The organism is Paenibacillus pinihumi DSM 23905 = JCM 16419, from assembly GCF_000422505.1.
Classification (GTDB): Bacteria; Bacillota; Bacilli; order Paenibacillales; family Paenibacillaceae; genus Paenibacillus_D; species Paenibacillus_D pinihumi.
Genome location: NZ_AULX01000023.1, coordinates 1 through 24168 on the forward strand (window position 1 = coordinate 1; position 24168 = coordinate 24168).

Here is a 24168-nt window from a genome sequence, read left to right on the forward strand (position 1 = left end):
TTCGTCCAGCAGCCAAAACCGTGCTGCTGTCCGGACTATTTTACTTACGCATCTCTTATCTTTTTATTTAAAGGACTACGTAAGAAAAGCTGCTGAGGGAAGGTGCTTTTCCTTCCCGAAGCTAGGCGGATGTTTTTCCCGCCTAATTGTTTTTCATATTCGCTATTATTTAGTAAGTATTTATACGTAGGTATTTATAACGTAAGTATTTATACCTCACCGATATAGTGATAGCCGGATCACTGTTTTAGTGATACGCTAATCACCGATATAGTGATCCGCCCCTTTAATTACCAATTGATGCCGTCATATATCGATTTTTGTTCGGTTTCCTCCGGTTTGGATTTTCGTGCTGCGAACTGTTCTGAACGCTTCTCGTAATGTTCACGCGCTTCTGGAAATCGTCCGTAAAATTCCGCCTCTTCCGTTATCGGAGGCTTTACGTAATACATATCGTTTCCGTACGTCGAGTGCCGCTTAGTTACGATTAATCCGTAGTCTTTTAGCACCCGCTTGTACGATACAACCTGGTTTATTCCGCAATTCAGCGCGAGCGCTATGTCTTCCGTTGATGGAAATGCGTACCCGTATTGCGGATTACTGCGGGCCATTAGGTACACGTACAACATCGCGTGACTCGATTTAAAGTCAGGCAGTCTCGTATATAACGTAAAAATAGCGTTATGCACTCTCGTAAAATCTCTCGTCGGCTCAAAATTAAACATCACTCCACACGCTCCCCACTCCACATATTAAGTTTTATTTACGGTCACTATATTCGTCCAATGACCGTCTCACTGCATCAGACTTTTCGAATAACCAAAAACGCCCACCAGTCCGTTCGTTTACACCTACGCAAATGTACCGGTGACCTGCGGATACAAGAAACCGAAACATTGCAGGCGAATAGCAAAATAAGTAAGCATTACTCATCAGATATCACTCCACTTCGGAAGATTGACGTTCATGTAACAGATACAATGAGACTACAAAATCACTTGGCGCAATCTCGGGATTAACATATTTGTTCGGATTTATTTGTAACTTCACTGTGTGACCTATTTCGACATAGCCGAGGTACCCTGCGACACACAGACTGTTTAGTAGCTTACGTGTGTATCCGATACTAAACCCTGTTAACTCAGAAATATCTGTCTTAGTTAATTCCGGGCCACCCGCGTAACCTTTTAGTAGGTATGACGGGTCTTGAATAAATCGCGTCAAGTAGTCAAATACCGTGAGAGCCGTCTTTGAAACATGCAGGTGTTTATTCATCAGCCCCACCACCCTTTAACGCGTCAGCCGCTGCTTTCAATTCCGCCAATGCTGCGGTTGCTTTCCGTGCCTCGCGTTGAAGCGCTTTGAGTCCCGCGATAGCCTCGGATACATTTACGTTTACTTTTACTTCGCCAATATCGGCCATGTACAATCGTCCCCTTTTCGATGTGTTAGCGCTAACCGGCCGGAGTGTACCCGACACATTCGTTTGTCAACGCAAAAAAAAGCCGACAAATGTCGGTTGTTGTGTTTATTCAACTAGCGATAGCTTACGCGCTGAAACGTCCCAGCAACCCGCCCTTTCTGGCGTATAGACGTGCTAACTCACGTTCTAGCTCAATTAACCGCCTTTGGATGCGAAGGACGTCACCTAGCGATTCGCTGTCGCTTGTATCCTCGAAGCTATCATCTTCTTCGAATTCCTCTCGCTCAAGCTCCGCTATTTCTCGTTTCGCTTCGGTGATCCTTTCATTGACTTCGTGCAGCATATCTTCGTAATCTAACCTTGTGTAGAACGTTTTGGCCTTGTTATACTCGGGCTTTAACGTTGATATAAGGTAAGTCTCGTAAATATCCTTTTCGTACTCGTTCTCAACAAGGTACAACCGCACGTGAGAAGAAAAGTGGTAGAAATCAGAAGACATAGAGTGCCGAGAAATTCTCCGTTTGAAGCTTACCGTTTTACCTACATATAACGGGACATTCCGGTCATCGTAGAAGACGTAAACTCCAGGCAGATCATACATGCTCTTGTTCCTTATTTCTCTTGGCGCTGCTTCCAAATACACTTCCGGTAATGACACGGTAATTGACATACGGGTTTCCTCCTAAATGGTATTAGGAAGGTAGGACGGAGTTTACCCGCCCCTTCGTCACCCACCTTGAAATTTTTCTCAATACCCGTAGCCAAATAATTCGGGAAAAGTAAGGTAGTTGCGGAGGATTTTCCGTTAATTCGTCGAATATTATACGTAAATATTAACGTGGAGGTTAAGCGGATCATGAACATACCAGATCAGAAACGCCCATTCAAGCGGCTGCCCTCGTTGTTGCACCTGCGGACGGCTGCGATGGAAGAACGGACTGTACTCGTATTTCAAGACGGGGAATTAATCGGCAGTGGCCGGATTGAGGCGATAAAGGAGATTACGGAGGAGGACGGAGGCAACGTAGTCGATACTGTGATTACGATAAAGGGAGAGCGGTTTATGTACGGGGCTTGCACGTTTGCTTATTTGAGGTAACGCAAAAAAGAACCGACGGCGGCCGGTTCTTACGTTAATTTTGGTCCGTTGAACACGCAGAGTACCGGACTGTTGTCGTTGACTTCCGTTCTGTGTAGATGGCGTTGGCGTGAAATTGTCGCCAGCTTAAAATGCTTCCGCGCGTCATTAGTGGCGTTAAACCCCGCCTCGGCCGCGTTCCTTCCGTAGGACACTCCGCCTGTGTATCCATTACGTGTTCCTCCCATTCGAGAAATCTTCGATCTGCCGCCGTGTCCACAACGGCCCTGACGCTAACCGCTGGATCGGCGCGGGAAATACCCCTCTCTTAACATACGTCGCAACTTTACGCTTATCCCATCCGAGAATGTCCGCGGCTTCGGCAACGCCTGCAAGAGGGGGAATCACTCCCCCAGTAGGCCGTGCGCCTCCAGGTACGCGGTTACTTCGTTAATATCCGTCGATTGAGTCAAGCGGAACTCATCGCCGTTCTCTTCTACGAAATCCGCGTAAATAACTCCGTCCACCTCGCGGATTACTACGCCCTCTTTTACCTGTACTTGCAGTTCTTGAATGTTCATTTTTACCGCTCCTTTTCTGTTTCCGTTTTAAGTTCCTTATGGCTTAATTATACAGTCGTTGTATGATAAAGTCAACAGTTAATTTCCATTTGACTACGGAACACTCGTTCGTACATACTACTGCTAACGAAGCAATAACGGGAGTGATCCGAATTGTCCAATAAGTTGACCGGAAATGGCCGCTGGGAATCGATGCGCATGATATTACCGGAGTTCCGCGAACAGTACCTCGCTTTACGGGCGCGGGCCGAAGCGGAGGCCGTCATTGAACCGCCTACACGCGGGGAAATGGCGTTGCTGCACGATTGCGCAATACTCCCGATGGTTCGATATGTCATCGAAACTAACCGGCGGCAAATCGCTAAATCGACGCACACGCTGCGGCCCTTGTACCAGGCCACGACGGACACGATTTTGCGATGCGTGGTCGACGATTTGACGCGGGCTAAACGGGAGTTACTCCGGGCTAACATCTACTTACGTGAGGGCGACAAAGTGGACGGTGTGGCGCAGTTTACGTACGATTGTCGGGGATACAAGGGAGAGTTCGGAGTTACGCGGGAGTATGCGCGGGGCGAAGTGATTAAACGGATCGCAGCGTATTCGAGCGGGCTGTTTGACGAGGAAAAAACGAAAACAACGCCCTCTCGCGCATGAGAAGGCGTTTTGTTTACGGTAAATTACGGAGAAGCATTTTTACTTCATCCTTAATGAAATCGGCACTTTCGATGATCGTAATTATGTCGCCTCCATTTATATTATTTGAGAACACTTCACCGTCAAAAACCGGGTCAGCCGCCCCGTCTGTTACACGCGTTGACAGGATGTTTATTCCGTAGCCGAATTGAAGATAGACTTTGACCGTTGTTACGGTGCCAGTTTCATCTTCCAGCTGTGTCAATTGAATCTTTTTTACTGCGATAACCTTCGAGGGTATAAGTTCCCTCGACCATTTTACGCGATCCTGCAAAACCTGCGGGCAGTCCGTTAATTCAACGTTCTTTTTACGTCATCCTTTCCGGAAGGCCAGAAGGGCCTGTGTTATTCAATCGGATTTGTGCGATGAAACGATGCTTCATACATTCTCTCGACCGCAGCTGCTTCATCAAAGTTATAATCGTAATCGTGCGCAGGATCCGTAACCATCTCGTAAGGCTTGGATTCATCAAAGTTCCAATCCCCTTCGTACACATCTTCAAAACTACCGTTATCAAGTGCAATTTTCTGATGTTTAACCATTTTCATTACCCTGACCTCCCTTTTGAGTTACTTTCCACTCCGTGAATAAATCGTAATAATGGTCCCAGCAATCGTCTTCCGATAACCCATCCTCCATCCAATTCTCAAATCGGTACGAAGGATTTCCGAATACCTCGTCCTGAAATCTCACTTCGAGTTGCATATCGTCCATCCCCATTACCTCCCCGCGTAAGCCCGCCGGCATAATTGACTCGTTTAACGTGTCACTCGATGACTTAATACTAGCATGACTCGTTTAAGGTGTCAACATCTATTTGACACTTTTTACGTGTCGGCTTAAACTCGTAATATAAGGAGGGTATCGTTATGCAAATCCGATCAAATTTACGACAGCTTGCGGAATCTCGCGGTGTGAGTGTACGAGAAATCGCGCGGGCCATCGACTACCGTTTCGAGTCTGTACGTAAAATGTACAACAACGAAATGGAGCGATACCCACGCGATTTGCTCGAAAAGCTATGCGGTTATTTTAACGTGACTCCGGCGGAGCTACTCGTATCAGTAGACGACACTTAATGATTCCCGCCACCTCGCCGCTTGCTGCCGAGCCTGTACGAAAGGCTCCGTAGCGTCTGCGGTTACCGGCCCGGGCGACGTGTCTCTCCGATACTGCTCGTTGCGGGCGCGGTTTTTCTGGCGGGATAATTTGTCTACGAACCGTTCTTCACGCGCGATCCGGTGACGGCGGGCAGGTTTAGTACGGTTTCGCCCGTCCGTATCGTAGCCGTCCGCGAGGTCGATCGAGTATTCGTAGTCTTCCCGGCGGGCAAGCTGCCGCTCCGATAGCACCGGATACTCGTCCGTCGTCTTATTCGTGCGGCGGTCGCCTTCGAGGTCCTCGTATAAGAGGTAGTCCGTTAACCGTTCGAGCTGTGCGGGTTTCGGTCGGCCGCCAACCTCCGCTACATATTCGTCAATCAACGCGCCTACCGCCCGCACCCGCTCGCCTCTGTCTACGATGAAATTATTGATAATGTCCGTTACGGCTCGCTCAAATTCGGCCGTGTGATCTTTTCGGCCTCTAAACGTGGGCTTCGTCAATGGTTTCGTCCTCCTCTTCCGCAATTACTTCGACTTCTCCATATTCCCAACGTTCGTATACAGCGGCGATCCGACGGGCAGCTCCGTGTATAAAGTCACCTACGGACTGTTTCGTGATGCCCATTACGGCGGCCGCGTCCGCCTGCGTCAAATCCCACGGACCGTAAACCAGCGCGACGGCCTCAGTCTGCCGCTCCGTTAAGCCAGCCGAGTTAATTGCCGACGCCAAATCGATGAGGATGTCGGATGCGGCCGTATCGCCAGTGAACCGCCGCAGCCCGATTTTGTGCCGGTCACGGAGCAGGCTCTTTACGCCCGCAGCCGTGTTAAGTGCGTATTTTACCGTGTATTTACGTGATTGTTCGGTTAAATCGATATTTGTTCCGCCCATTACTCGGACACCTCCGTTAATTTATCATTAAAACTACGTATGTTATTCAACGTCTCGTCTAGCGTCTCATAACTCCACCAGCGAAATGTTTCGGAATATTCCGGAAATGTCCACTCACTTCCGTAAACGCCACACTCTCCGATACTTTTCCACGTAGCTCCGCGCGCCCACCATTTCTCCTTAACGCGTTCTATTTCGCGCGCCTTCGCTAACCACGCGGCTTCTGCGGACGCTTCGGCCTGTAATCTTCGGTTATCCCTTTCTATATAGCGTTCGATTTCGATAATCCGATAGGACCGATTATATGCGTCTTCATCCTCACGCAACCATTCGAGAATATACACCACTTCTGTACGTGGCAGTGTCTCGGTTTTACTAACGAAATGCGCAAGGTATTTACGCTGCAACTCTTGTTTCTCGGCAGACGTCACGGCCTCACCTTACCGTCCCATTTACGGAATGCTTCGGCGGCTTCGGCCTGTTTACGGGCGAGTTCCGCTTTCTTGATGCTTTCCCGCTTCTTGGCTTCGACATCCTTCTCGTACTCAAGAACAGCGTCCGACGCTAATTCCACTAAATCCGAGTAATCCGAATAATCAGCTCGGTAACGCCCTATACGTCTGAATCGAAAAGGCCCCCACGTATTTCGTTTTTCGTAGATGTAGACTCGCCATATCTCATCGCACTTATAGTCGCCTATGATTACGAAATAGTCGTATTTAATCGTAACCCTATACTCCGCACCGCTCGGACTGGTCACGGGGAATTTCGATAACTTTACGGCTTTGCTCACGTTTACACCGCCTCCTGTAGTAACTTAACTTCGCCAATGTCCCCGAACTCACGTGCTACCCATTCTCGTGCTTCTGGGTTGTGTTTCTGCTCGCCCTCACTTGGAATCCAACCGAAATGACTACCGCAAATATAATTTAACTGCGCCAGCAGTTTCGGATTTTTAAACCACACGTGCACTGTGCCTTTTCCGAACATCTTGAACCGAAGTGTGTCGTTTTCAAACTCCTGACACGATAATGAATTGAATTGATTACTTACGGTTGGGTCAATTAGTTGTAGCGCCTTGATAATGTCATCGATCCACCGCCGGACGTCCCAATTAACTCTTTCGTAATCTACATTGAAGTCCCACCGGTCGAATGGCGAGTATTTTATCGGAATAATGATTTTATTATTGATTTTGTAGGAGCTGTTCGTCTTCCATCCGTTGTAGTAATGGACATTAGACGAGTAACTTGTCATATGACAGTCCGTTATCTTCTGAAATATGGAGACGACACTCTCTATTAAAATGTCCCGTTGGTTAGCACCGAGTGCTATTAACAGCATACGGATGTTTGTAAGGTTGATTTCCAGCTCGCTTGCTGACTCTAGTTTTCGGCTCAACTTTTATATAGCCTCGTGTGTAAGCATTTTGCGAAAGTCGTCAGTACCGAGTATCAATTCCCAATACTCGCTACGTAGTTTATCGATTTCGTTTCGCAAATCCTCCGAGTCAACCGCTTTTCGCGTCTGGACTACGTATCTAAGTGAATTCGACCGTCCTCGATTGACATTAGATACATAGCTCAAAAACGATTGCTTTGCGGTCGACGTGCGGTGGGCTTCTCTTATCAGGCTTACCGCTGTCTCATATTCGGCTACTAATCGCTCTACGTCCCGTAACCTCTCCGTCAATTCTGTAGGTTTGACGTAAGTAGACATTGCTGTCTCCAATTCTGCCGCTATGGTAGACGGGCCATTAGCGTTGAAAAACGGAATCTTATCATAGATTGACTTTCCACCACCGTCCTTCGGAAATTTGACGTGAATTAACGCTACTTTTACGTCTGTTTTTCGTTCAGCGTCAGAAAATGCTCCGCTTACATATCGTATACTAGCGTTGTGTGATTCCAGTTTACACAGCAACTCTTGCCGCCTCGTTGAAAATGCGTTGTCAATCGTTTCTTTGTTCACAATCGCGAATATTTCGCAGTATGAAAGTTGGTTTTCTGCGATCTCCAGTGCTTTCAATACATGGGCAACGCCGTTTGAGAACGGAGGATTCATAACTATAAAGTCGTACTCTTTATACGTCTCGTAAGTTAAAAAATCGTCCCAAACGACAGATACACCAGCTCCCGTTAATATATCAACGAGCCGAGGATCATTTTCAATCGCATCAATTCGCGGCGGATCGCCGTGCCCGCGCCTATCCTGAATGTACTGAACGAGATCTCCCTTACCGGCTGACGGTTCTAATATACGGCCATGGATGCGCGTGCCTTCTGTTAAGCGGTCAAATAATGTACGCGGCGTTGGGTAAAAATCTTTGTTATCTGTGTAGATCAATATAACGCCTCCCTATTGTTGATCTCTCGTAACAAAAATCGTATAATTACGTTAAAACTTTCGTGAGGTGATTCGTAATGACGATAATTGCGCATAGTAACGTAGCTACACGCGGCTCTGATCCGTACATAACCGTAGACAAGTACGGGCGGCTCTGTCTTTCGGTGGGCCTCCGTATGAAACTTGACATGCCCGGAAAAGGACACATCCCCTTATACGTCGGGTACGATAAGGTGAATAAGCGGATCGGTATCGCGCGGCTCGAGGTAGTCCGTTTGACTGACGTACTCCCTTACCGGTTTGACGTCGTACGTGGTTACGCAATGGCTCGTAAGTTTCTACGGGATAACGAAATACAGTACGATGAGACAACGAGGTACGTAGATTCCGGAAATGACAACGGATGGCATACGTTCCAACTTTCCGGGTACGAGGCTCCGGACAGCAAGCACCAACCAAAAGCCGCCGAACCTCCCGCCAAGCCGTCGCGGACTAAGTCGAAGTCAACTCCGTCATAATCTCGTCAACTTTCCGCTGCAAATCCGCCAGCGTTCCATCGTTAATCACTTCGTAATCAACCTCGAAGCCGTTCGTATACTGCTCCGTCTCGTGCGTCAGGTCCATCAACTTAAACGTATCGGACGACGCGGCGGCCCGATGAATACGGAGGGCTTCCGGGGAGATTACCCGGATGATTACGTACCCCTCCTCGCGGCAGCGGGCGTACTCGTTCATCTGTCTTAAATCGCAAATCACCGCGCGGAATGTATTGTAACGGTGACTTTTTGCGTGTTTGATGTCGCGGAAACATTCGCTCACCCAAATATCCTTGTGAATCAACTCCCGCATAAGTTGCCCGTGATTCTGGTAGCCTACGCGGGGTTTTGGCGTGCGGGGAATCTCGGGATACCTGCGGTGGAAATCGTCTTTCAGGCCGTCACCAAACGCAAACCGCGTGTATCCGTATCGCTCGCAAAGATAGCTGCCTATACTATCCTTGCCTGCGCGAAGCCCGCCAGTTAACGCAATGTTCGGCAGAGATTTATTATGAGTCTTCTTCGGAACAGATCCGATCATGCAACGTTTATGTCCGCTATACCACACGCCGTCTTGCTGAAAGCCGTACGGGGATTTGACGTGTTCTCCACAACTATCGCAAGTTTTAAAATCACTCATTCCGCCGCCTCCTCATTACTTTCGTCTATTAAAATCATCGTCATTTTCCGGTAACCTTCCGGAGCCGTCCGGGTAACTACGTACGCTCCCGGCTTATCCTGACTCTGGTAGTTACGGACGGATCGGCCGTTTGACCATACGGTGCGGATCGTTATTTTAGCGTCCGGCCTCGTCAGATATTTCAGGCGGGTAATAGCGGAGGAAATGTCGCTCAATTCGGAACCCTCCCGTAAGGTACGATTGTGTATCGTGCTTTATCCGCGGTTACTTCCGCAGCTTTTTCCGGCTGCCAATAACCGGAGACTTCCCGTTTTGACAAATGCGTAATCTGTGCCCGCGCCGTACTCTCCGTTAAATAAGCAGGCCGCCCACCTGCGGGATCGACCGGTTTGCCATCGCGGTAGATTACGTAGACTAAATGTTGAGTATCGCTCATTTACGCGGACACCTCCCGGTCGGAATCGTCGATAATATTTCCTTGATTTGCTACAACACTGCCTAAAGACGCAGTGCCTCTCGAATAGTTACATACCTCGGTATTCGGCCTTATAACAACGCGATAACCCGCGAAAGTTACGACGTCACCTACTCGCACACCCTCCGGCTCCGGCGCGTTAAGATACTCGGAAGGAACCGGAAGTCCCAACGCCCGGCGAAGTGCGATTGCCTTGCCGATTGCCTCATTGAATACGTCGCCTGGCGCGGCCTTTGCTATGCCTTTTGCCCAAGCACGCGTATCCGAGGTACCTCGAATTAACGCAACCACCGTACGTTTATTTCGATTAACTACGTATTCAACGCGATATATCGGGAGGTAACCCTCATTACCGTCTGTGTGCGGGTAAAACACTTCACGCAAGCCTCCGTTTACTGGAGGCCTAGTACCTGCAAATTTACGCAAATCCGCTACGTCAGCCTTCGCCTGCTTAACGACGTCCTCCCGAGTCAATATCGACAGCGCTCCGATAGACGCTACGACTTGTTTCGAAGTCGCCGCATCCCGAAGACTAATAGCCTGCTTCGCAACTTCCGCCTCCAACTCGGACACTCTCCGTTGAAGGTCCGCAATGTTCCGTCGAGCAGCGGCAAGTGCATCGAGGCAGTCAGGCGAAGAGGCGGATACACCGCTGGTTACGGGTATAGTCGGTTCGAGTACGTAGTGTTTTGGCTTAAGTCCGTTACGTTGCCAACGACTACTGCCTTTCTCATCCTTAAATTCCCCGCCGTCATGATCGGCACCAACGATTAAGTACGGCTTGCCTGCGATTATGCTCTTCGTACCCCACTCGAATACGAGATATTCACCCTTACGGCCGTTTCGGTCGACCAAACGATACTCCGCAGTCTCATCGATTTTACGGACGATATCGGTCGGTTCGAGGACTACGTATTCCCCGCCATACGTACCACAAACACCGTCTACATATTTAATTCCGAACGGTCCGATTACGGCATTGAGGTGAACACGGATAACCGTTCCAGCCTTAAATATTTTATTACCGAGTGTCATCTTAATCCGCTCATTGAGTGCCGCTACTCGCCTAACCTCCGCATAAGCCCGTTCCCATCCCGTCAACTTTTCGTCCGCTACCCACGTAAATTGTTTTCCGTTACTCATTCGTATCACCCTCCGATTTGTTTTTGTTGATTATCCGTAACTCAACTTTCTGCCGCCCAAATTCGATAGCTGCCGAGCGGCTTCCGTGTAATATATCGATACGTGCGCCTTTGATCGCCCCACCTACGTCCTCTGCGGTCCCTTCGATAATCGTTCCGTCATCCAATCGTATCTCAACCGCCGAGCCTAACGGAATCACACGGGGATCAACGGCTATTACCGTGCGGCCACCGTGTTCCGTGGTTTTTCTTACGTCAACGCCAGATTTTGTGATACCCGAGCAGCCACGGCAATTCGCGGTGTAAGCCGTAGCTTCGAACGTGTGCCATTCCGATTCTGGTTTCGGAGCGATTCCGATTGCTTCCGCAGCTACGAGTAGAGCCGTAAGTAGCACGGAGACTACGATATTAGGGACATTCGAAAAACTTCGCCGTCCACGGATCGACCTTCGCCACCTCTTCGCGAAGCTTCTCGGACAGGTCCGCAATCTCCCATTGTGCGCCGGAGCCTGCCCGTCTCTTAGCGTAAAATTCAAGCAATGCCCGTAGATTAACGGTCATGACGAGGTTGCAAGCTGCCGCGTTCGGGAGGACCATACGAGCGTCTTCGGCGGGAACACCCAGCGCTCTCAGTTCGTCATACGCCGCTTGTAAATCGTTCATAACTACGTCAAATACTCGAAACCTTTCGGAGTCTTCGTTAACTGACGGGGGTGTTACATAATCGAATCCACCGGATTTATCTTCGCTGCTGAACCGTACATACCGCTGCGATTGAACCGAATAGCTGAATCCGATACGGTGCCGTGTAAGTTGCGCCAGCAAAGCCCGCGATACGCCTTCGACCGCGAATGTATACGTGATATGTTCGAGAGTTGACGTATGTTTGCTGCGGATAATATGTCGGAACAGGCGGTCGGATTCCGCGCCTCCTTCGCCATCTGACGCGGCCGATCCGAAGTATTTACCGCTCTCGGACGGAAGAATCTCGGACGGTTTCATCGGACTATAACACGTGCGAATTGCGATTAGGGCGATGGCGGCCCGGTGATTCACCTTTCCGTCGGGAGTGTGCGGTTTGAGATACGTGTCTTCGATTTCGGCGATGAATTCGTCAGACAACTTCGTATGTGCGATTAGTTTTACGTTCAATTTTCGTCCTCCTTTTTCGTGTGCTTATTAATACGTACCTGTGCAATATGACCTGATACTTCCGTAACTGCCATTAGAAGTAATAGAAAGGAGAAGAACGTAATGTACGGATGCGCCAGCGCGAATTCTTTCACGGAACATCACCTCCAATTCATACTTACGGAATATTCCCACTTATACACCGCTGCTCCCGAAGCCTCCGTCGCCCCGCGCAGTCTCCGTCAAATCCGATAATTCCGCAACCTCTTCGAAAGTTACCCGCGGGACCGGAAGCACCAACGCTTGGGCGATGCGGTCGCCACGGCGGATAAGGTACGACCCATACATCATCCCTGTTGCTCTTTTTCCGTCGATTGTAAATCCGTATTTGTGAACGGCCCCATCCGGATATCGGCCGCTATGTGTATTATCGAGGATGACTACGACTTCCCCGCGGAAATCACTATCGATTGTAGCTGGAGAATTAGCTACGCGGAGCTTCGTATTCCAAGTGACTCCGGACCGTGGCCGGATCTGCATCTCGTACCCGTCCGGAATCTCTACTGCGAACCCAAGCGGAACCTTTTTCGTCTCGCCTGGCGCGATAATTACGTCGGCTGCTGCGTAGAGATCGAAGGCCGCTGCGGCTGCGGACCCGTACGTGGGGATACGGGCGTGTTCGGAAAGACGGTGGATTTTTACGTTCATACCTGGTACTTCTTCTAAAACAACGTAGTCTACATAGGTAGCATCGAGAAATCCCGTACTTTCTGAATTTTTAAAGCTCAACTCTGTAAACACTGATCCATCGTTAAATCGAGACTTCTCGTTTACAATCGTCTCTAGGCCGATAATCTCTGGAGAGTGACGCTTGTAGGGACCCCTCAACGCAGTGATTCGGATGCGCTCTCCAGATTCCGCATTTCGGGCGACCTCTCTGTGACTAACGTTACTCATCTGCATCCGCTCCTTTTCTCGATTGAATTACGTAAATCTCCCCGCGCTGCTCTACGATTTCCCACCGTGCCGCGTCGATAACGTGGCCGGGGTTAACGGTGACTTCGTAACGGGTCGGCTGTGGTACTTCGTGTTTTGCTACTCCGGAAAATATCAGAACTCCTACGATTACCAAGAAACATAACCCAAAACTAACCATACCGCCGCTTTCTTCTTCTAGTCCGGAAAGTAGCGAAGCGCCGCCAACGATGCCTAAGAATCCAATTAAGAACATCGCCCATCCATAAAGTTCCATGGTCACTCCGCCGCCTAACGTATTCAACACAGAAAACCCGTCCACCTCATCGCCTCCTTACCTGTTATAAGGGCGTAAAATCCCCGAATTGGGACACGTGTCCCCGAATCTACTTATTTAACCGTATAGGCGAGAGTGTTCCGTACGTCCTTCGAAAATAAAGTCCTCATCGCGGATCGGTTCAACATTCAGCGCCATTACATAACCATCGCCCTTTTGCGAAAAGAAATCATGATGCTTCGTCCCCGTATCCAATCCGTTGAGTACGATCGCACTGAACGGTTCGGGCGCAAACGCCGGTTCGAGTCCGAGGTTGTTTAACGCTTTATTCGCGTTGTATTCGATATACCGGACCACATCGTCGGTCAGTCCGACCTCATCGTATAGCAACGCCGTATATTCGAGTTCGTTACGATATAGCTCGTCGAGTAACGTTTCCGTCCGCTCGGCCGCTTCCTCTCGTTCCATCTCCGTAAGCTCGGCATAAAGTTCCTGCGCCAGCATTCCGACGAATACTCCGTGTATCGATTCGTCCAGCAGGATTTTACGGATGATTTCGCCGGACGTGGTCATGCGGCCTTGCCCCGTCAGATACAACGGATAATAAAATCCGGAATAAAATAGGAACGATTCGAGGAATACCGACGCCACGCACGCCATGTAAATATCGAGTCTGGACGGGTCCGGCCGGAGTAGCGCACGATAATGACGGCTAATCATTTCGGCTTTAAACGTGAGCTGCGGTTGGGACGGGACCCATTCGGAGAGTAGCCGCCGCGTCTCATCCGACGGAACCAGCGTAGTGAATATCGTCGAATACGATTTGGCGTGGATTTGTTCCATGGCGGCCATGAACGTAAGTACGGCGCGTTTTCGCTCGTCGCCCGTGTGTACCGCAAGTAACGGCATGCCCTCGCCGCCCTGCAACGTATCCAATCCGGTTAAACCTGCCAATACGTATTTGTACGAGGTGCGTTCGGCTTCGGCGGCCGCTTCCCAGTCCGCAACATCGTCTGAAACGGGAAACTCCGTATCAACCCACATCTGAGCGAGATTCTGCTGCCAAAACATTAATACGTAATCTTCCGGTAAATTCCAATTCGCGGCTTTAATAAAATCCTCTCCTTCTGATTAATTAGATAACGAGAGTGTTTTTCTTAAGTTGATAACGTCGGATACTTTTGCACGGTGCCTTTCGGATATAATCAATCCCCTGACTCGATGGATTATGTCGTGCAATAACATATCAATACTCTCTTGCTCCTTGAAATTGTAAAAATTGAAAAGTCTGTCGTGGGGACCGCATATTTCTTGAACGACATCAACAATGGTATACTGCTCTCCTGATTCTTGGACGGCAATCAGAAAATTCTCACCCTTTGCTTTAATAACAAAAGGCTCTTTTACCCTTTTAAAAAATATATTCTCATTTACCTCTAACTCAGATAGTTTTTTCATAATTAAGACCCTCCTCATGTCTTGAAGCGTGAATTTACACCTGACACGCTGTGCAATCCTCGACAGCCAGTCGGTTCGTCCTCGTATAATAGAGCGATTTCAGCCCACGCTTCCACGCGTAAATATACATCCTCGCCAAGTCCCGCGTATTTACGTCACTATTAACGTGCAGCACCGTAGATATCCCTTGATCCACATGCGGCTGAATCTCCGCAATCAAATCGATAAGCGCGAGCTGGTCGATGTTATACGCGGACTTATACAGCCATTGAGTCTGCGGTGAGAGGTACGGCATCGGATAATACGTCGTGGCGTTAGCATATGTGCGTGTTTCGATATGCTCTACGATTGGCATTACGGAAGGGGTAGCGTTTTGCACGTACGAGATAGACTGCGTTGGTGCGATTGCGAGCCGGTACGCGTGGTACAGTCCGTATTCGGAAACGTCGCCTACCAGTCGATTCCAATCGTGAGGCGTAGGTAAGTAGTCCTTGGCGAAAAGCATCTCGATCTTACTCGTTTTCGGATGAAACAACTCCGCAACGTAATTATCAAAATACTTTCCGGTGGCGTAATCAGAAAGGGCGAACCCTTCAAACGTCTGCCCACGCTCCTTCGCGATCAACATTGACGCCTCAATCGAATAAAAGTTAACTGCTGCGAAGAATGTCCGGACGAAATCACGCGCCTCTTCCGACTCGTATGCAATTCCGTTCTTCGCAAGGAACCCGTGAAGGTTCATAGCGCCAAGTCCGACCGAGTGGAGCTCGGAGTTTGCACGCCTTACGCCTGGCGCGTTCGGGATCGCTGACATGTCGGAGACTGCCGTCAACGCTCGCATCGCCGTATGAACGGATTCGCGGATGTCTCCCGACTCCATTACGTTGACAATGTTCAGGCTGCCGAGATTGCAGGAGATATCGCGGCGGTACTCCGTTCCCGGTTCGCCGAGGTCAGCGATGGTTGACGTTTCTTGCAGCATCATGATTTCCGAACATAGATTTGACATTTTGATCCGCCCCAACTCGCCAAGCGCGTGCTGCTCATTCGCGTTGTCGATATTGCATATATACGGATAACCCGACTCGATCTGCGTAGTTGCAATCCGCGTCAGCATTTCGCGAGCCGTTCCGACTCTCCGTTTCTGTACGCGGTCGTTAGCGAGCAGAATTTCGTACATGTCCGTTATGTCCATGTCGTCTAAGTGCCTCCCGTACGCCTGAAATACAGAATGCGGTGCGAATACGTAAAGGTCCTCGTTAGCCTCCGCCAGTTCGTAGAATTTGTTAGGCGTAATCAGCCCGATAGACAACGTTTTGATACGGGACTTCTCGTCTGCGTTGATCTTTTTGCAATCGAGGAAGTCCACGACATCCCAGCCGAACACGTTATAATACGCGGCTCCGGACCCCTTCCGCTGGCCCATCTGATCTGCGTAAGAAAACGCGTCCTCCATTAGTTTCATTACGGGCATGATGCCTTTAGCCGCTCCCGCAACGCCTTTTATCGGTTCGCCACGCCCGCGCAATTTCGACAGATTGACTGCAACGCCCCCACCGATTTTACTAAGCTGCATACACGTGCCTAATACGTAATTAATCGAATTCAGCGAATCGTCCATCTCCAGTAGGAAACACGATACCAGTTCGCCCCTCCTCGCACGCCCCGCGTTCATAAACGTTGGCGTCGCGGGCTGAATCCGCTGCTCCATCATTCCTCTAGCGAGCTTTTCCGCTAGGCCATGATCGCCCTGCCCGAGATATAACGCCACAATCGCAACATGCTGCTCGTAATCTTCGAGGTACTCCGCCTTGTCATCCGTTTTGAGCGCGTAATCCTTATAAAACTTGGACGCGGCCATGTACGAGGCGAAACGGAAATTATACGAATAACACAGGTGAACGATTTCGGTCGCTTCCGCATCGCCGTATTGCTCGATGACATCGTAGTAATAACCGTTGTCGATAAGCCACTCTAACCGTTCAACCGATCCGTCAAATTTCCGTGTCTTAGCTTCGACCTCCGCCAAGAAAACGTCAAGGGCCGCCTGGTCACGGTCGAGCCGGTAAAATCCGTCCTCGCCACGCTGTTTAATTTCGTTGTTCAATTCGATATGAGATTTCGTAATGATCCGTCACTCCTTCGTATTTAAGGCGATAGCCTCGTTATGATTGTGGTAGCTCTAGTGAGTCGAGCCGTTTATTTGCTATTTCTACATATCCCCGCTCCGTCTCAAAACCGATAAACTTCCGTTTATGCATTAATGCCCCGACTGCTGTTGTTCCGCTGCCCATAAACGGATACAGTACAACGTCATCCTCATTACTAAGGGATAGAATAATCCGGTTAGCAAAGTCTAATGGAAATTGGCAAGGATGGTTTGTCTTCTCAGGATGATTATGCTTAACGTTTAATATTTCCCATACATCAGACGGATTCTTACCTAATGGGTTTCCGGACAACTCTCCCTTTTTGACGCCTTTATAGTGCCTTTTATTTGGGTACTTTTGCGGGATACGTACTGCGTCAAGGTTAAATGTATAATCGTCTGTTTTGGTTAACCATAATGCAGTTTCATACCTTCCGGAGAATCGTTTAGTGCAATGCAACCCGTGTCCAAACGTCCAAACAATTCGATTCCTTGGAATGAGTCCACGTTTAACAAACTCAGGGTACAAAATACAATCTAACGGATACACAGCGCCGTCATTCACATAGTTCCCGACTTGAAATACTATGGATCCGTTGTCGTTGATGATCCTAACACACTCGTCTATGACCTGAGTCATCCAGTACACGTAGACTTCAAGGAGTTGTTTCTTTTCATATTCCTTACCGATGTTATATGGCGGACTTGTTAAAACAACATTGATACTTCCATCCGGAATCATCCGCATACCCTCGATACAATCTCGCTGATAAATCCGGTTAAGCTCAATCTCCCCGAGTGATTGTTTCGGCAATCCACGCAACTCCTTCGTTAAAATTTCGTATATCTTGATCCGTCCCCGCCAGCTCAAACCGAAGCAGTAGCGGAATATCGTATCGCTCCGTCAACATGTCGCCAGCCTTTCCGTACATCGGCCCGAAGTTTCGATTCCCGCTCGCAGCCACTCCTCGGAGCCATGTACGGTTAATCTCCGCAAACTCCGCGACCGGACCCGGAACCTGCCCGAAGCCTGTCGTCGGCGTCACGAGGATAAACGGTTCGGCTATCGGCTCATTTACGCCCGCTTCCGATATGTCCACCGTCCGGCCCGGAGGTAGTCGTCCCCCGGCTTCGAGTTTACGGACGAACCTCCGGACGTTTCCGGTGATTGAGTAGTAGGCGATTATCATTTGACGGAACCCTCCGCTTCCTTACGTGAGATTTCCGTAATCAAATTCGAACGTATTTCCGATAATTTCGTAATGTCCTCCGTACGAATCCGAATCGCGTAATCAATCTGCTCCAGCTCGCGTCTTAAATTCGCCAGATACCGTTTATCCCAATCCGTACTCATACGTCGATCCGCCCGTTATCAATTAGCCACGCGAGGATAATAGCAGCCGCATCGGACTCGTCATCGTTGGCGAATACATAGTCCGCAGGCAACCGTAGCAGCCTCCGCACGCCGTCCGCTACTTCGGACTTATCTGCCTTACCGTGTCCACCTACGATGCGTTTAACGGTCGTGGCGTTAATCTCGGCTGTTACGCGGAGTCCTACCCGTTGAAGTCCGGAGTCGACGGCCGCCCACGCGCCATATATCGTCTGCCCCTGCCGCTTGTTCGCGGGCCGTAAGTAGTCCTCGCGGATGATTTCTGTGGAAATTCGATACCTACTCGCACGCATCATCGCCCACGCCTCGATTAGCGCGAAACGGAAGCCGTCCGGTTGGCTGGAGTCCGTCGTAGTTGATGACGTTTCAAGCAACGTTGGTATACGATTTGATACCGAAATGGCCGCGAACCCTGGCGACGTGAACGAGATGTCGAAGCCTACGTAAATGTCCGAAGGATCAGGTTTACTTCGGGGCCTTTTCGTCTGTGCCGTAGTGAACAGCCTCCTTTAAAGCGGAATGAATACCGCCGAGTATACACATAACCAAGCCTACACCTAATGCAAGGTAATGCATCAAACCAGCAGTGCCGCCGGAAACATCAGAAACAATTGCAACAAACAACAGGGAAGCTACGAAAGCAAGTGCGTATAAAACGAAGCCTATTATTATACCAAGGACGATTAGCAGCAACTTTTTCATACTCGCTCGCCTCCCTATTCTACGTCGATCCCCAACACGGAGAGCATTTCGGGGTACTCATTACCCCAATCGGCAGTTACGCTCCAATCAATTCCAACGTAATCTTTCGCCTCACGTACGAACCACTCCGGAGGTTGTGCACCAATTGCTAAGGCAATCCTCGTTAACTGAGGACGGCTCAACTCTAACGTAAATCTATCGCCATTCTGCTTGATTTCCATTTAAACCGCCTCCTCTCCGTCTGCCTCTACCAACTCGAACCACGTCTTGTAACTAACTCCGTGGGAATCCGGCTCGACTGTTAGGTAATGGGTATTATCTTCATCGTCTATGACTACGAAACAATCAACTTTACGCGTTATTACTCCGTACAACTTTCCCTGTGTAAAATACTCATCAGTTTCCGCCTTACATAATAGTCTCTGCATTTAAAACGCCTCCCCACGTAATCTCCTAATATCCTCAAGCGCCTCCGCATATTGCCGCTTTACGAAGTCTTTTAGATTTGACCGCTGCACCGCCGCAACCTGCCGCTCAAGCTCCGCCAACTCGGACGCGGACAACCCGGAAGCACACGCGGACTTGAATCCGTTAAACGTCCATTTCGTAATGTCCAGCGGAGGGGCCTCGGAATTGGCCGCCGCCTTAACGATCCCCGCGAACCGGTCGAGAACCTTCGTCCGCATTTCGTCCGTAATCTCGATGCAATGTACGGCGATATCAGGATTCTTCCGATATTCCTCGGCCGTCATCTCCCACGATTTCTTCGATGCGTTTACGTAAAGCATTACGTAATAATCGATCGGCTCCGCTTCGGTCCCGTACATGACCGAATAACAAACGGTCTGCTTTACGTGATCCTCCTTCGGGCCGTTCCGCTGGCTAAATTCGGACGTGGTGGCGGCCGTCGTCTGCTTCGATTTGACTTCGAGGCCGATCCGGATAACTTCGCCCGACTCCGCAACATATCGCATGATACCGTCGCACGTCCCGAACAGCGCGAACGTCTGCCCGTTATGAGTCACAGTCCGGTTAACCTTCGCGAAGTCCTCGAACATAGGCTCGGCTAACGCATTCCGTTCGAACCTGAATCGGGAACCCGGCAAATGTTTCTCCGCGAAAAGGAGTTCCCGCTGGATCACGTCGCCGATCGCCGTACCTATCGAAGTCCATCGGCCTTGATGCGGAGGCGTAACGCGGACATCCCGTTTAGATTTACGGAGCTTTTCGTACAATTCCCGCGGGCAGCTATTAGCGGACGATGGCGAGAAATACGGTGAATTTCTGGGCGGCCATACTTTGCGCGACTTATCCGTAAGCACATCCGAATACCACTTGTGAATCTGCGCGTCCAATCCGTCGTCATACGTTTCCGGCCGTCCGAACCATTCGTCAAGGTGCGTGCGGAACGCTTCGGCAATTTCTTCGGTCAGCGAGCGGGTCGAAATGGCTCCGGCTCCAATACGTGTGAATATTGAGATTTATACCGCCTCCTTTCCGCTGTTCAAAACCTGTGTACGTAGAATTGAGTAAAAATCCGTAAACTCTCGTGCGGTCATCATTCGCAGTCCTAAACATTGTGATGCGTGTTCTAGCCCCGCGTTATCACTCAGTATCAGCGCTAGGTACACCGTATTTAGCTCCTGCTCCGTCAACTCAACGTTAAATGTCCGTTCAACTTTCGGCGTCGTTTCCGTGATTTTCAATTAGACCGCCTCCCTTATACGTTTTCTCTATTCGTGAACCACTCGTCAACCGACATTCCCTCGCCCCATCTGCGCATAACCTCGATATCCGTACCGTTAGCCACGTCGCCCCACCGATACGATTCCGTCATGAGCCTCCTAATCTGCTCGATGTCCTCCCGCGTAAAATCCTCCGGAATCTCGAAAATCAGCTCATCGTGAACGGTTCCCCACATGCGCCAGCCTTCCCGCGTCTTACAATATTTGTCCGCCTTAATCATCGTAACTTTCGTCTGTACGGACGAGGACCCTTGTACGCGGGCGTTCGTAGCCTGCCGCATGGCACGGTTCTTCTGTCGGAACGAATCCCGGTCGCCCCATTTCGCCTTTATTGTGGCGTCGGGGAGCCGCCGTTTCCGCTGTTGCTTATCCATCCATACGAAACCGTGTTTTTCCGCGAACGCCTCGTTTGCCTTGATCCATGCGTGCAATACCGGCATCGACTCGAACAGTTCGGACATAAAACGGGCAGCTTCGTCCGGCGTCGTTTTCAACTGTTCCGCCAGTGTATATTTTGACGTTCCATACAACATCGACAGCCATCCGACCTTCATCGCTTTACGTTCGGCGGTATCGCTCCCGTCCGGATTCTTATTGACTTCGTTGTATGGCCGCTTATAATACTTGCTCGCCATATTTGCGTAAGGATCGATGTTGTTATCGAACGCGTCCACTAGGGCAGGCTCACCGCTCAGATACGCAACGCACCGTATCTCCTGCGCTTTAAAGTCTGCACTGACCAGGACTTTTCCCGGAGGAGCCACGAACATACGGCGGGCCTCATACGGCTGGTTTTGAACGTTAAATTGCGATGAGTTTGCGTTTTCTTTGTCCTCGCCGGAACTAAACCGCCCCGTAACGGTTCCCATCGGATTAAAACGGGAATGCCAGCGGCCCGTTGTCGGATTTTGTTTCTCCGGCAATGCGTCGATGTAAGTACCGCTCAATTTCGTAATCTTCCGGTACTCCAGAAGCTTCTCTATAACGGCGTGCTGCCCTGCGATCGGCTTCAACGTCTTCTTGGCGTCCATGTTCGGGAGTTCCTTGCCGATAGCTTTCGATAGCGCCGTTTTCATCTGCGGCCCGGAGTTCAGATTGATTACGTCAGGACCTTCGTGAAAGGGCGTTAATATTTTGATAAGCTCATCACGTAATAGCTCCGCCCTATCTCCGAGTTCCTTTCCGTACTCCCTCGCGAAATCCAAGTCCAAAACATACCCGTTAGCCTCCAAATCTACTATTACGGGAAGCAACGGAACCTCGACGGTTCGGTAATATTCCAGCACGCTCGGTATTTTTTCGAGATGGAACCGCTGGAACTTATACATACGCCATGTTAAATCCGTATCTTTTGCCGCGTAAACAAGCGCAATGTCAATCGGAACCTCGCGGAACTGCGCGTTTTTACCGAACAAGGAATCGAACGTATCCGACGGTACTCGCAGGTACTTCGGAGCCAAATCCTTGAGGCGGAATGACGGTTCGTTTTCGTTTAGCACGTGCATAGCCGTCATCGTATCCCATACGACTCCCCGCAGATCGTACCCGTGTCTCCGGAACATCGCGATATCGAATATGGCGTTGTGCAGTACCTTGCCGATATCCTTGCGGCCAAGGATCGGAGCCAGTTCGCGTAAAACGTACTCCCGCGATATCTGCTCGATACCTACGTGGTCCACCGGAATATAAACGTGAATATCCGCCTTGGGTAATGTCAACGAAATACCTACGATGTTATCCGTATATACGTCTACGCCAGTTGTCTCGGTATCTACCGCAATGATCTCTTCCGAAGCCAATTGCGAAAGCAACGTTTGGAACTGTGCAGTCCCCGTAATTAGCTCGTAGTTATCCGGAGTCTCTTCGACCATCTTCCTCAACGTCTCGGCCCGGTTCTGCTCGGCCAAATCCGTCCACAACCGCAGCGCCTCCGCCTTGCTGAACCGTTTGGCGGCGAGGGAGGGGACTCTGCCTATTAGTCCATCCGTCATCGCCTTACGGACCGCACGGAGCTTTTCCGTATCACTGTCCGAATTCTTCATCGTTAAAATCCGTTGCCAAGCGGCGTCCAACGATTCAGGTTCCGCAGATTTCCGCCGCCCGACCGCATCCTTCACGGCCGTGTCCGACTTTTCCGCCTTGTCCTCCGCCCCAGGACTCCGTATATTCAACGTCAGCTTAATTTCGATTACGCGGCGCCTCCTTTCGGCTTGGAGCGATCAAAACGGGATTCGACGGGTACGATGAGTTCCAGCGACTCCACTCTAGTCCACGTATCTACGCTGCTGGAGATATACGAAGGCTTTACGAGACGTATCGGATTGCCCCAGTCTTTCACACTACTAATCTCCGTTGTAATACCGACATGCTCGTTCAGTCCGTGAGGGATTGTTGCTTTTACGTATTTAACGATATCGCCCGCCTTGTACTCGTTAACCTTACGACCAATTGCGGCCCATTTCGCGACCTCGGCGGCTTGTTCCGCTTCTGCTTCCGTAAGGACTTCGAGTTGGTCCTTACGGTACCAATCCCAATCGCGTCCGACCAACGGCTCAACGCGATACGGGCGGCTGTCTTTGTCATCCACCGTCACTTTACCGATAGTGTCTTTCGGGAGGTCCTTTTCGTCAGTCAGAACCCTCACGTAACTTCCGACAGGAATCCGATCGAGGGCTTCGATTTCCTCTGCGGTGAGTTTTACGATTTCGGACGGGAGTGCGAAACCTATGCCTACACCGTCAGTACGTGTTATTTTAACTCGTGTCCCACTGTGCATCGTTGTGTACGGATCCTTAACCTCGTAAACCTTGCCGTTAGGACACCCGTAGAGCGGGTGATCACCGCCGCCGCTAACCAACCGCACCTTATCGCCCTTTGCGAATTGGCTCCGTGGATCGGAGGTCTGCGCAATCTTCCGTTTAGCTTCGGCTACTTCCGCTTCGGTTGCGAGGACAAGCGCGTCTTCACGGAACCAAACGCGGCCCGTACCGTCAAGTCTTTCAGCACGGAAGGGGCAATCGCTCGAATCGACAAAGACGATTTCACGGATTTCGCCGACTGTCACGCCTTCTCTCGTGTGCCCCCACGAAGTTTTATCATCGGTAACCTTCACGTAATCTCCGACGGTCAAGCGGCGGACTGGCTCCGATACCTTTTCGTAAACTTCGAACTCCCATCCGCACAAATCCATTTCGTCCCCGTAATTATCGATGATCTGCGGGTCATGAGCGCTGTCCATACGCTCAACACGGTAAAACGCATCAAACGTAAGGGCACCGCTATCGTGCGCATCCTCCTCCGTGATTTTAACAACGTCGCCCGCCGCAGCCGCCCGGTCAACCTTACGATAAGTCGCGCCCTCGATTACAACCTCATTAGCCGGAATTGTTACGTTAAGTTTCGCCATCTACAAATCGCTCCCTTTT

At 50.1% G+C, this 24168-nt stretch carries 37 protein-coding genes; 3 read left to right on the forward strand and 34 right to left on the reverse strand.

The annotated features are described in order from the left end of the window. Positions 1 to 290: 290 nt before the first annotated feature. The 3 genes from H583_RS0106630 to H583_RS0106645 form a co-directional block, all read right to left on the reverse strand. A complete protein-coding gene (locus H583_RS0106630) occupies positions 291 to 725 on the reverse strand; it encodes a helix-turn-helix domain-containing protein (protein WP_028559784.1) in 435 nt (144 codons plus the stop codon). A gap of 542 nt (positions 726 to 1267) precedes the next feature. Further along, positions 1268 to 1423 (reverse strand): hypothetical protein, encoded by a 156-nt coding sequence (locus tag H583_RS37130; protein ID WP_169456468.1) that lies wholly within the window; start codon positions 1421 to 1423, stop codon positions 1268 to 1270. Positions 1424 to 1547: 124 nt separating this feature from the next. Next, a complete protein-coding gene (locus H583_RS0106645) occupies positions 1548 to 2093 on the reverse strand; it encodes a GIY-YIG nuclease family protein (protein ID WP_028559786.1) in 546 nt (181 codons plus the stop codon). A 186-nt stretch (positions 2094 to 2279) separates the two neighbouring features. Here H583_RS0106645 and H583_RS0106650 point away from each other — a divergent pair, with 186 nt between their 5' ends. Further along, positions 2280 to 2522 carry a hypothetical protein gene (locus tag H583_RS0106650; protein WP_028559787.1) on the forward strand — a complete coding sequence of 81 codons (243 nt, stop codon included), beginning with the start codon at positions 2280 to 2282 and terminating at the stop codon, positions 2520 to 2522. A 383-nt stretch (positions 2523 to 2905) separates the two neighbouring features. On the opposite strand, the gene H583_RS36505 is transcribed toward H583_RS0106650, so the two are convergent. Then, positions 2906 to 3082: a hypothetical protein gene (locus H583_RS36505; protein WP_154665814.1), complete on the reverse strand. Its 177-nt coding sequence runs from the start codon at positions 3080 to 3082 to the stop codon at positions 2906 to 2908. A 153-nt stretch (positions 3083 to 3235) separates the two neighbouring features. Between H583_RS36505 and H583_RS0106665 the strand changes: the two genes are divergently transcribed. After that, on the forward strand, positions 3236 to 3739 hold the full coding sequence (locus H583_RS0106665) for a YhjD family protein (RefSeq protein ID WP_028559788.1): 504 nt from the start codon (positions 3236 to 3238) through the stop codon (positions 3737 to 3739). Positions 3740 to 3752: 13 nt separating this feature from the next. Here H583_RS0106665 and H583_RS32125 read toward each other — a convergent pair whose 3' ends face one another. The 3 genes from H583_RS32125 to H583_RS0106680 form a co-directional block, all read right to left on the reverse strand. Continuing rightward, positions 3753 to 3983, reverse strand: a complete 231-nt coding sequence (locus H583_RS32125; RefSeq protein WP_028559789.1) for a hypothetical protein — start codon at positions 3981 to 3983, stop codon at positions 3753 to 3755. 140 nt (positions 3984 to 4123) lie between these two features. Next, on the reverse strand, positions 4124 to 4327 hold the full coding sequence (locus H583_RS0106675; RefSeq protein ID WP_028559790.1) for a hypothetical protein: 204 nt from the start codon (positions 4325 to 4327) through the stop codon (positions 4124 to 4126). Next, complete coding sequence (locus tag H583_RS0106680) at positions 4314 to 4493, reverse strand: hypothetical protein (RefSeq protein ID WP_028559791.1); 180 nt, start codon at positions 4491 to 4493, stop codon at positions 4314 to 4316. The genes H583_RS0106675 and H583_RS0106680 overlap by 14 nt, the downstream gene beginning before the upstream one ends. Positions 4494 to 4648: 155 nt before the next feature. On the opposite strand from H583_RS0106680, the gene H583_RS0106685 reads away from it, so the two are divergent. Beyond that, positions 4649 to 4858, forward strand: coding sequence for a helix-turn-helix domain-containing protein (locus H583_RS0106685; RefSeq protein ID WP_028559792.1), 210 nt, complete (start codon positions 4649 to 4651; stop codon positions 4856 to 4858). On the opposite strand, the gene H583_RS32130 is transcribed toward H583_RS0106685, so the two are convergent. The 27 genes from H583_RS32130 to H583_RS32165 form a co-directional block, all read right to left on the reverse strand. Further along, on the reverse strand, positions 4841 to 5383 hold the full coding sequence (locus tag H583_RS32130) for a hypothetical protein (protein WP_051236109.1): 543 nt from the start codon (positions 5381 to 5383) through the stop codon (positions 4841 to 4843). The two genes, H583_RS0106685 and H583_RS32130, sit on opposite strands and share 18 nt — an antisense overlap. Next, positions 5364 to 5774, reverse strand: a complete 411-nt coding sequence (locus tag H583_RS32135) for an RNA polymerase subunit sigma (protein WP_051236111.1) — start codon at positions 5772 to 5774, stop codon at positions 5364 to 5366. Before H583_RS32135 ends, H583_RS32130 begins: the two co-directional genes overlap by 20 nt. Beyond that, positions 5774 to 6205, reverse strand: coding sequence for a hypothetical protein (locus H583_RS0106700; RefSeq protein WP_028559793.1), 432 nt, complete (start codon positions 6203 to 6205; stop codon positions 5774 to 5776). The genes H583_RS32135 and H583_RS0106700 overlap by 1 nt, the downstream gene beginning before the upstream one ends. Beyond that, positions 6202 to 6567, reverse strand: coding sequence for a hypothetical protein (locus H583_RS0106705; protein ID WP_028559794.1), 366 nt, complete (start codon positions 6565 to 6567; stop codon positions 6202 to 6204). Before H583_RS0106705 ends, H583_RS0106700 begins: the two co-directional genes overlap by 4 nt. 2 nt (positions 6568 to 6569) lie before the next feature. After that, positions 6570 to 7175 (reverse strand): DUF4942 domain-containing protein, encoded by a 606-nt coding sequence (locus H583_RS0106710; protein ID WP_028559795.1) that lies wholly within the window; start codon positions 7173 to 7175, stop codon positions 6570 to 6572. A 3-nt stretch (positions 7176 to 7178) separates the two neighbouring features. Continuing rightward, positions 7179 to 8120, reverse strand: coding sequence for a methyltransferase (locus tag H583_RS0106715; protein ID WP_028559796.1), 942 nt, complete (start codon positions 8118 to 8120; stop codon positions 7179 to 7181). 492 nt (positions 8121 to 8612) lie between these two features. Then, positions 8613 to 9296, reverse strand: a complete 684-nt coding sequence (locus H583_RS0106725; RefSeq protein ID WP_051236114.1) for a nucleoside/nucleotide kinase family protein — start codon at positions 9294 to 9296, stop codon at positions 8613 to 8615. Further along, entirely contained in the window at positions 9293 to 9511 is a 219-nt protein-coding gene (locus H583_RS0106730) for a hypothetical protein (RefSeq protein ID WP_028559798.1), read from the reverse strand. Before H583_RS0106730 ends, H583_RS0106725 begins: the two co-directional genes overlap by 4 nt. Then, positions 9508 to 9732: a hypothetical protein gene (locus H583_RS0106735; RefSeq protein ID WP_028559799.1), complete on the reverse strand. Its 225-nt coding sequence runs from the start codon at positions 9730 to 9732 to the stop codon at positions 9508 to 9510. Before H583_RS0106735 ends, H583_RS0106730 begins: the two co-directional genes overlap by 4 nt. Then, on the reverse strand, positions 9733 to 10914 hold the full coding sequence (locus tag H583_RS37135) for a hypothetical protein (RefSeq protein ID WP_051236115.1): 1182 nt from the start codon (positions 10912 to 10914) through the stop codon (positions 9733 to 9735). Further along, on the reverse strand, positions 10907 to 11308 hold the full coding sequence (locus tag H583_RS37860) for a 3D domain-containing protein (RefSeq protein ID WP_051236117.1): 402 nt from the start codon (positions 11306 to 11308) through the stop codon (positions 10907 to 10909). Before H583_RS37860 ends, H583_RS37135 begins: the two co-directional genes overlap by 8 nt. Positions 11309 to 11321: 13 nt before the next feature. After that, entirely contained in the window at positions 11322 to 12065 is a 744-nt protein-coding gene (thyX, locus tag H583_RS0106750) for an FAD-dependent thymidylate synthase (protein ID WP_028559800.1), read from the reverse strand. Next, on the reverse strand, positions 12062 to 12199 hold the full coding sequence (locus tag H583_RS36510) for a hypothetical protein (protein ID WP_154665817.1): 138 nt from the start codon (positions 12197 to 12199) through the stop codon (positions 12062 to 12064). The genes thyX and H583_RS36510 overlap by 4 nt, the downstream gene beginning before the upstream one ends. Before the next feature lie 40 nt (positions 12200 to 12239). Beyond that, positions 12240 to 13001, reverse strand: a complete 762-nt coding sequence (locus H583_RS0106760) for a dUTP diphosphatase (RefSeq protein WP_245585864.1) — start codon at positions 12999 to 13001, stop codon at positions 12240 to 12242. Further along, positions 12994 to 13341 (reverse strand): hypothetical protein, encoded by a 348-nt coding sequence (locus tag H583_RS0106765; RefSeq protein ID WP_028559802.1) that lies wholly within the window; start codon positions 13339 to 13341, stop codon positions 12994 to 12996. Before H583_RS0106765 ends, H583_RS0106760 begins: the two co-directional genes overlap by 8 nt. 72 nt (positions 13342 to 13413) lie before the next feature. Continuing rightward, a complete protein-coding gene (nrdF, locus tag H583_RS0106770) occupies positions 13414 to 14409 on the reverse strand; it encodes a class 1b ribonucleoside-diphosphate reductase subunit beta (RefSeq protein ID WP_028559803.1) in 996 nt (331 codons plus the stop codon). Positions 14410 to 14427: 18 nt separating this feature from the next. After that, on the reverse strand, positions 14428 to 14754 hold the full coding sequence (locus tag H583_RS0106775; protein ID WP_028559804.1) for a hypothetical protein: 327 nt from the start codon (positions 14752 to 14754) through the stop codon (positions 14428 to 14430). Positions 14755 to 14788: 34 nt separating this feature from the next. Beyond that, a complete protein-coding gene (gene nrdE / locus H583_RS0106780; RefSeq protein ID WP_245585865.1) occupies positions 14789 to 16861 on the reverse strand; it encodes a class 1b ribonucleoside-diphosphate reductase subunit alpha in 2073 nt (690 codons plus the stop codon). Between the two features lie 58 nt (positions 16862 to 16919). Beyond that, positions 16920 to 17717, reverse strand: a complete 798-nt coding sequence (locus H583_RS32155) for a DNA-methyltransferase (protein WP_245585866.1) — start codon at positions 17715 to 17717, stop codon at positions 16920 to 16922. Beyond that, positions 17689 to 18093 carry a class Ib ribonucleoside-diphosphate reductase assembly flavoprotein NrdI gene (nrdI, locus tag H583_RS0106790; RefSeq protein ID WP_028559806.1) on the reverse strand — a complete coding sequence of 135 codons (405 nt, stop codon included), beginning with the start codon at positions 18091 to 18093 and terminating at the stop codon, positions 17689 to 17691. The genes H583_RS32155 and nrdI overlap by 29 nt, the downstream gene beginning before the upstream one ends. Next, the gene (locus H583_RS36515; protein WP_154665818.1) at positions 18090 to 18257 is read right to left on the reverse strand and encodes a hypothetical protein; all 168 of its coding nucleotides are present in this window, start codon (positions 18255 to 18257) and stop codon (positions 18090 to 18092) included. The genes nrdI and H583_RS36515 overlap by 4 nt, the downstream gene beginning before the upstream one ends. Next, entirely contained in the window at positions 18254 to 18592 is a 339-nt protein-coding gene (locus H583_RS0106800) for a crossover junction endodeoxyribonuclease RuvC (protein WP_154665819.1), read from the reverse strand. The genes H583_RS36515 and H583_RS0106800 overlap by 4 nt, the downstream gene beginning before the upstream one ends. A 169-nt stretch (positions 18593 to 18761) precedes the next feature. Continuing rightward, positions 18762 to 18998, reverse strand: a complete 237-nt coding sequence (locus tag H583_RS0106805; protein WP_028559808.1) for a hypothetical protein — start codon at positions 18996 to 18998, stop codon at positions 18762 to 18764. A 14-nt stretch (positions 18999 to 19012) separates the two neighbouring features. Then, entirely contained in the window at positions 19013 to 19219 is a 207-nt protein-coding gene (locus H583_RS0106810) for a hypothetical protein (protein WP_028559809.1), read from the reverse strand. Between the two features lie 207 nt (positions 19220 to 19426). After that, positions 19427 to 20320, reverse strand: a complete 894-nt coding sequence (locus H583_RS32160; protein WP_245585867.1) for a hypothetical protein — start codon at positions 20318 to 20320, stop codon at positions 19427 to 19429. A 398-nt stretch (positions 20321 to 20718) separates the two neighbouring features. Further along, positions 20719 to 22914, reverse strand: a complete 2196-nt coding sequence (locus H583_RS0106830) for a DNA polymerase (protein WP_245585868.1) — start codon at positions 22912 to 22914, stop codon at positions 20719 to 20721. A gap of 17 nt (positions 22915 to 22931) precedes the next feature. Then, the gene (locus H583_RS32165; RefSeq protein WP_036708768.1) at positions 22932 to 24149 is read right to left on the reverse strand and encodes a hypothetical protein; all 1218 of its coding nucleotides are present in this window, start codon (positions 24147 to 24149) and stop codon (positions 22932 to 22934) included. Positions 24150 to 24168 lie beyond the last annotated feature (19 nt).

Coding starts and splice junctions, on each gene's coding strand:
- nrdI (WP_028559806.1), bottom strand. CDS start 18,093: ATGATAATCGCCTACTACTCAATCACCGGAAACGTCCGGAGGTTCGTC.
- H583_RS0106675 (WP_028559790.1), bottom strand. CDS start 4,327: ATGAAAATGGTTAAACATCAGAAAATTGCACTTGATAACGGTAGTTTT.
- H583_RS0106650 (WP_028559787.1), top strand. CDS start 2,280: ATGAACATACCAGATCAGAAACGCCCATTCAAGCGGCTGCCCTCGTTG.
- H583_RS0106680 (WP_028559791.1), bottom strand. CDS start 4,493: ATGGACGATATGCAACTCGAAGTGAGATTTCAGGACGAGGTATTCGGA.
- H583_RS0106725 (WP_051236114.1), bottom strand. CDS start 9,296: ATGAGTGATTTTAAAACTTGCGATAGTTGTGGAGAACACGTCAAATCC.
- H583_RS0106645 (WP_028559786.1), bottom strand. CDS start 2,093: ATGTCAATTACCGTGTCATTACCGGAAGTGTATTTGGAAGCAGCGCCA.
- H583_RS32135 (WP_051236111.1), bottom strand. CDS start 5,774: ATGGGCGGAACAAATATCGATTTAACCGAACAATCACGTAAATACACG.
- H583_RS0106800 (WP_154665819.1), bottom strand. CDS start 18,592: ATGATGCGTGCGAGTAGGTATCGAATTTCCACAGAAATCATCCGCGAG.
- H583_RS0106630 (WP_028559784.1), bottom strand. CDS start 725: ATGTTTAATTTTGAGCCGACGAGAGATTTTACGAGAGTGCATAACGCT.
- H583_RS0106760 (WP_245585864.1), bottom strand. CDS start 13,001: ATGAGTAACGTTAGTCACAGAGAGGTCGCCCGAAATGCGGAATCTGGA.
- H583_RS37130 (WP_169456468.1), bottom strand. CDS start 1,423: ATGGCCGATATTGGCGAAGTAAAAGTAAACGTAAATGTATCCGAGGCT.
- H583_RS0106805 (WP_028559808.1), bottom strand. CDS start 18,998: ATGAAAAAGTTGCTGCTAATCGTCCTTGGTATAATAATAGGCTTCGTT.
- H583_RS0106775 (WP_028559804.1), bottom strand. CDS start 14,754: ATGAAAAAACTATCTGAGTTAGAGGTAAATGAGAATATATTTTTTAAA.
- H583_RS32165 (WP_036708768.1), bottom strand. CDS start 24,149: ATGGCGAAACTTAACGTAACAATTCCGGCTAATGAGGTTGTAATCGAG.
- H583_RS37135 (WP_051236115.1), bottom strand. CDS start 10,914: ATGAGTAACGGAAAACAATTTACGTGGGTAGCGGACGAAAAGTTGACG.
- H583_RS0106735 (WP_028559799.1), bottom strand. CDS start 9,732: ATGAGCGATACTCAACATTTAGTCTACGTAATCTACCGCGATGGCAAA.
- H583_RS0106685 (WP_028559792.1), top strand. CDS start 4,649: ATGCAAATCCGATCAAATTTACGACAGCTTGCGGAATCTCGCGGTGTG.
- H583_RS36505 (WP_154665814.1), bottom strand. CDS start 3,082: ATGAACATTCAAGAACTGCAAGTACAGGTAAAAGAGGGCGTAGTAATC.
- H583_RS36515 (WP_154665818.1), bottom strand. CDS start 18,257: ATGAGTACGGATTGGGATAAACGGTATCTGGCGAATTTAAGACGCGAG.
- H583_RS0106810 (WP_028559809.1), bottom strand. CDS start 19,219: ATGGAAATCAAGCAGAATGGCGATAGATTTACGTTAGAGTTGAGCCGT.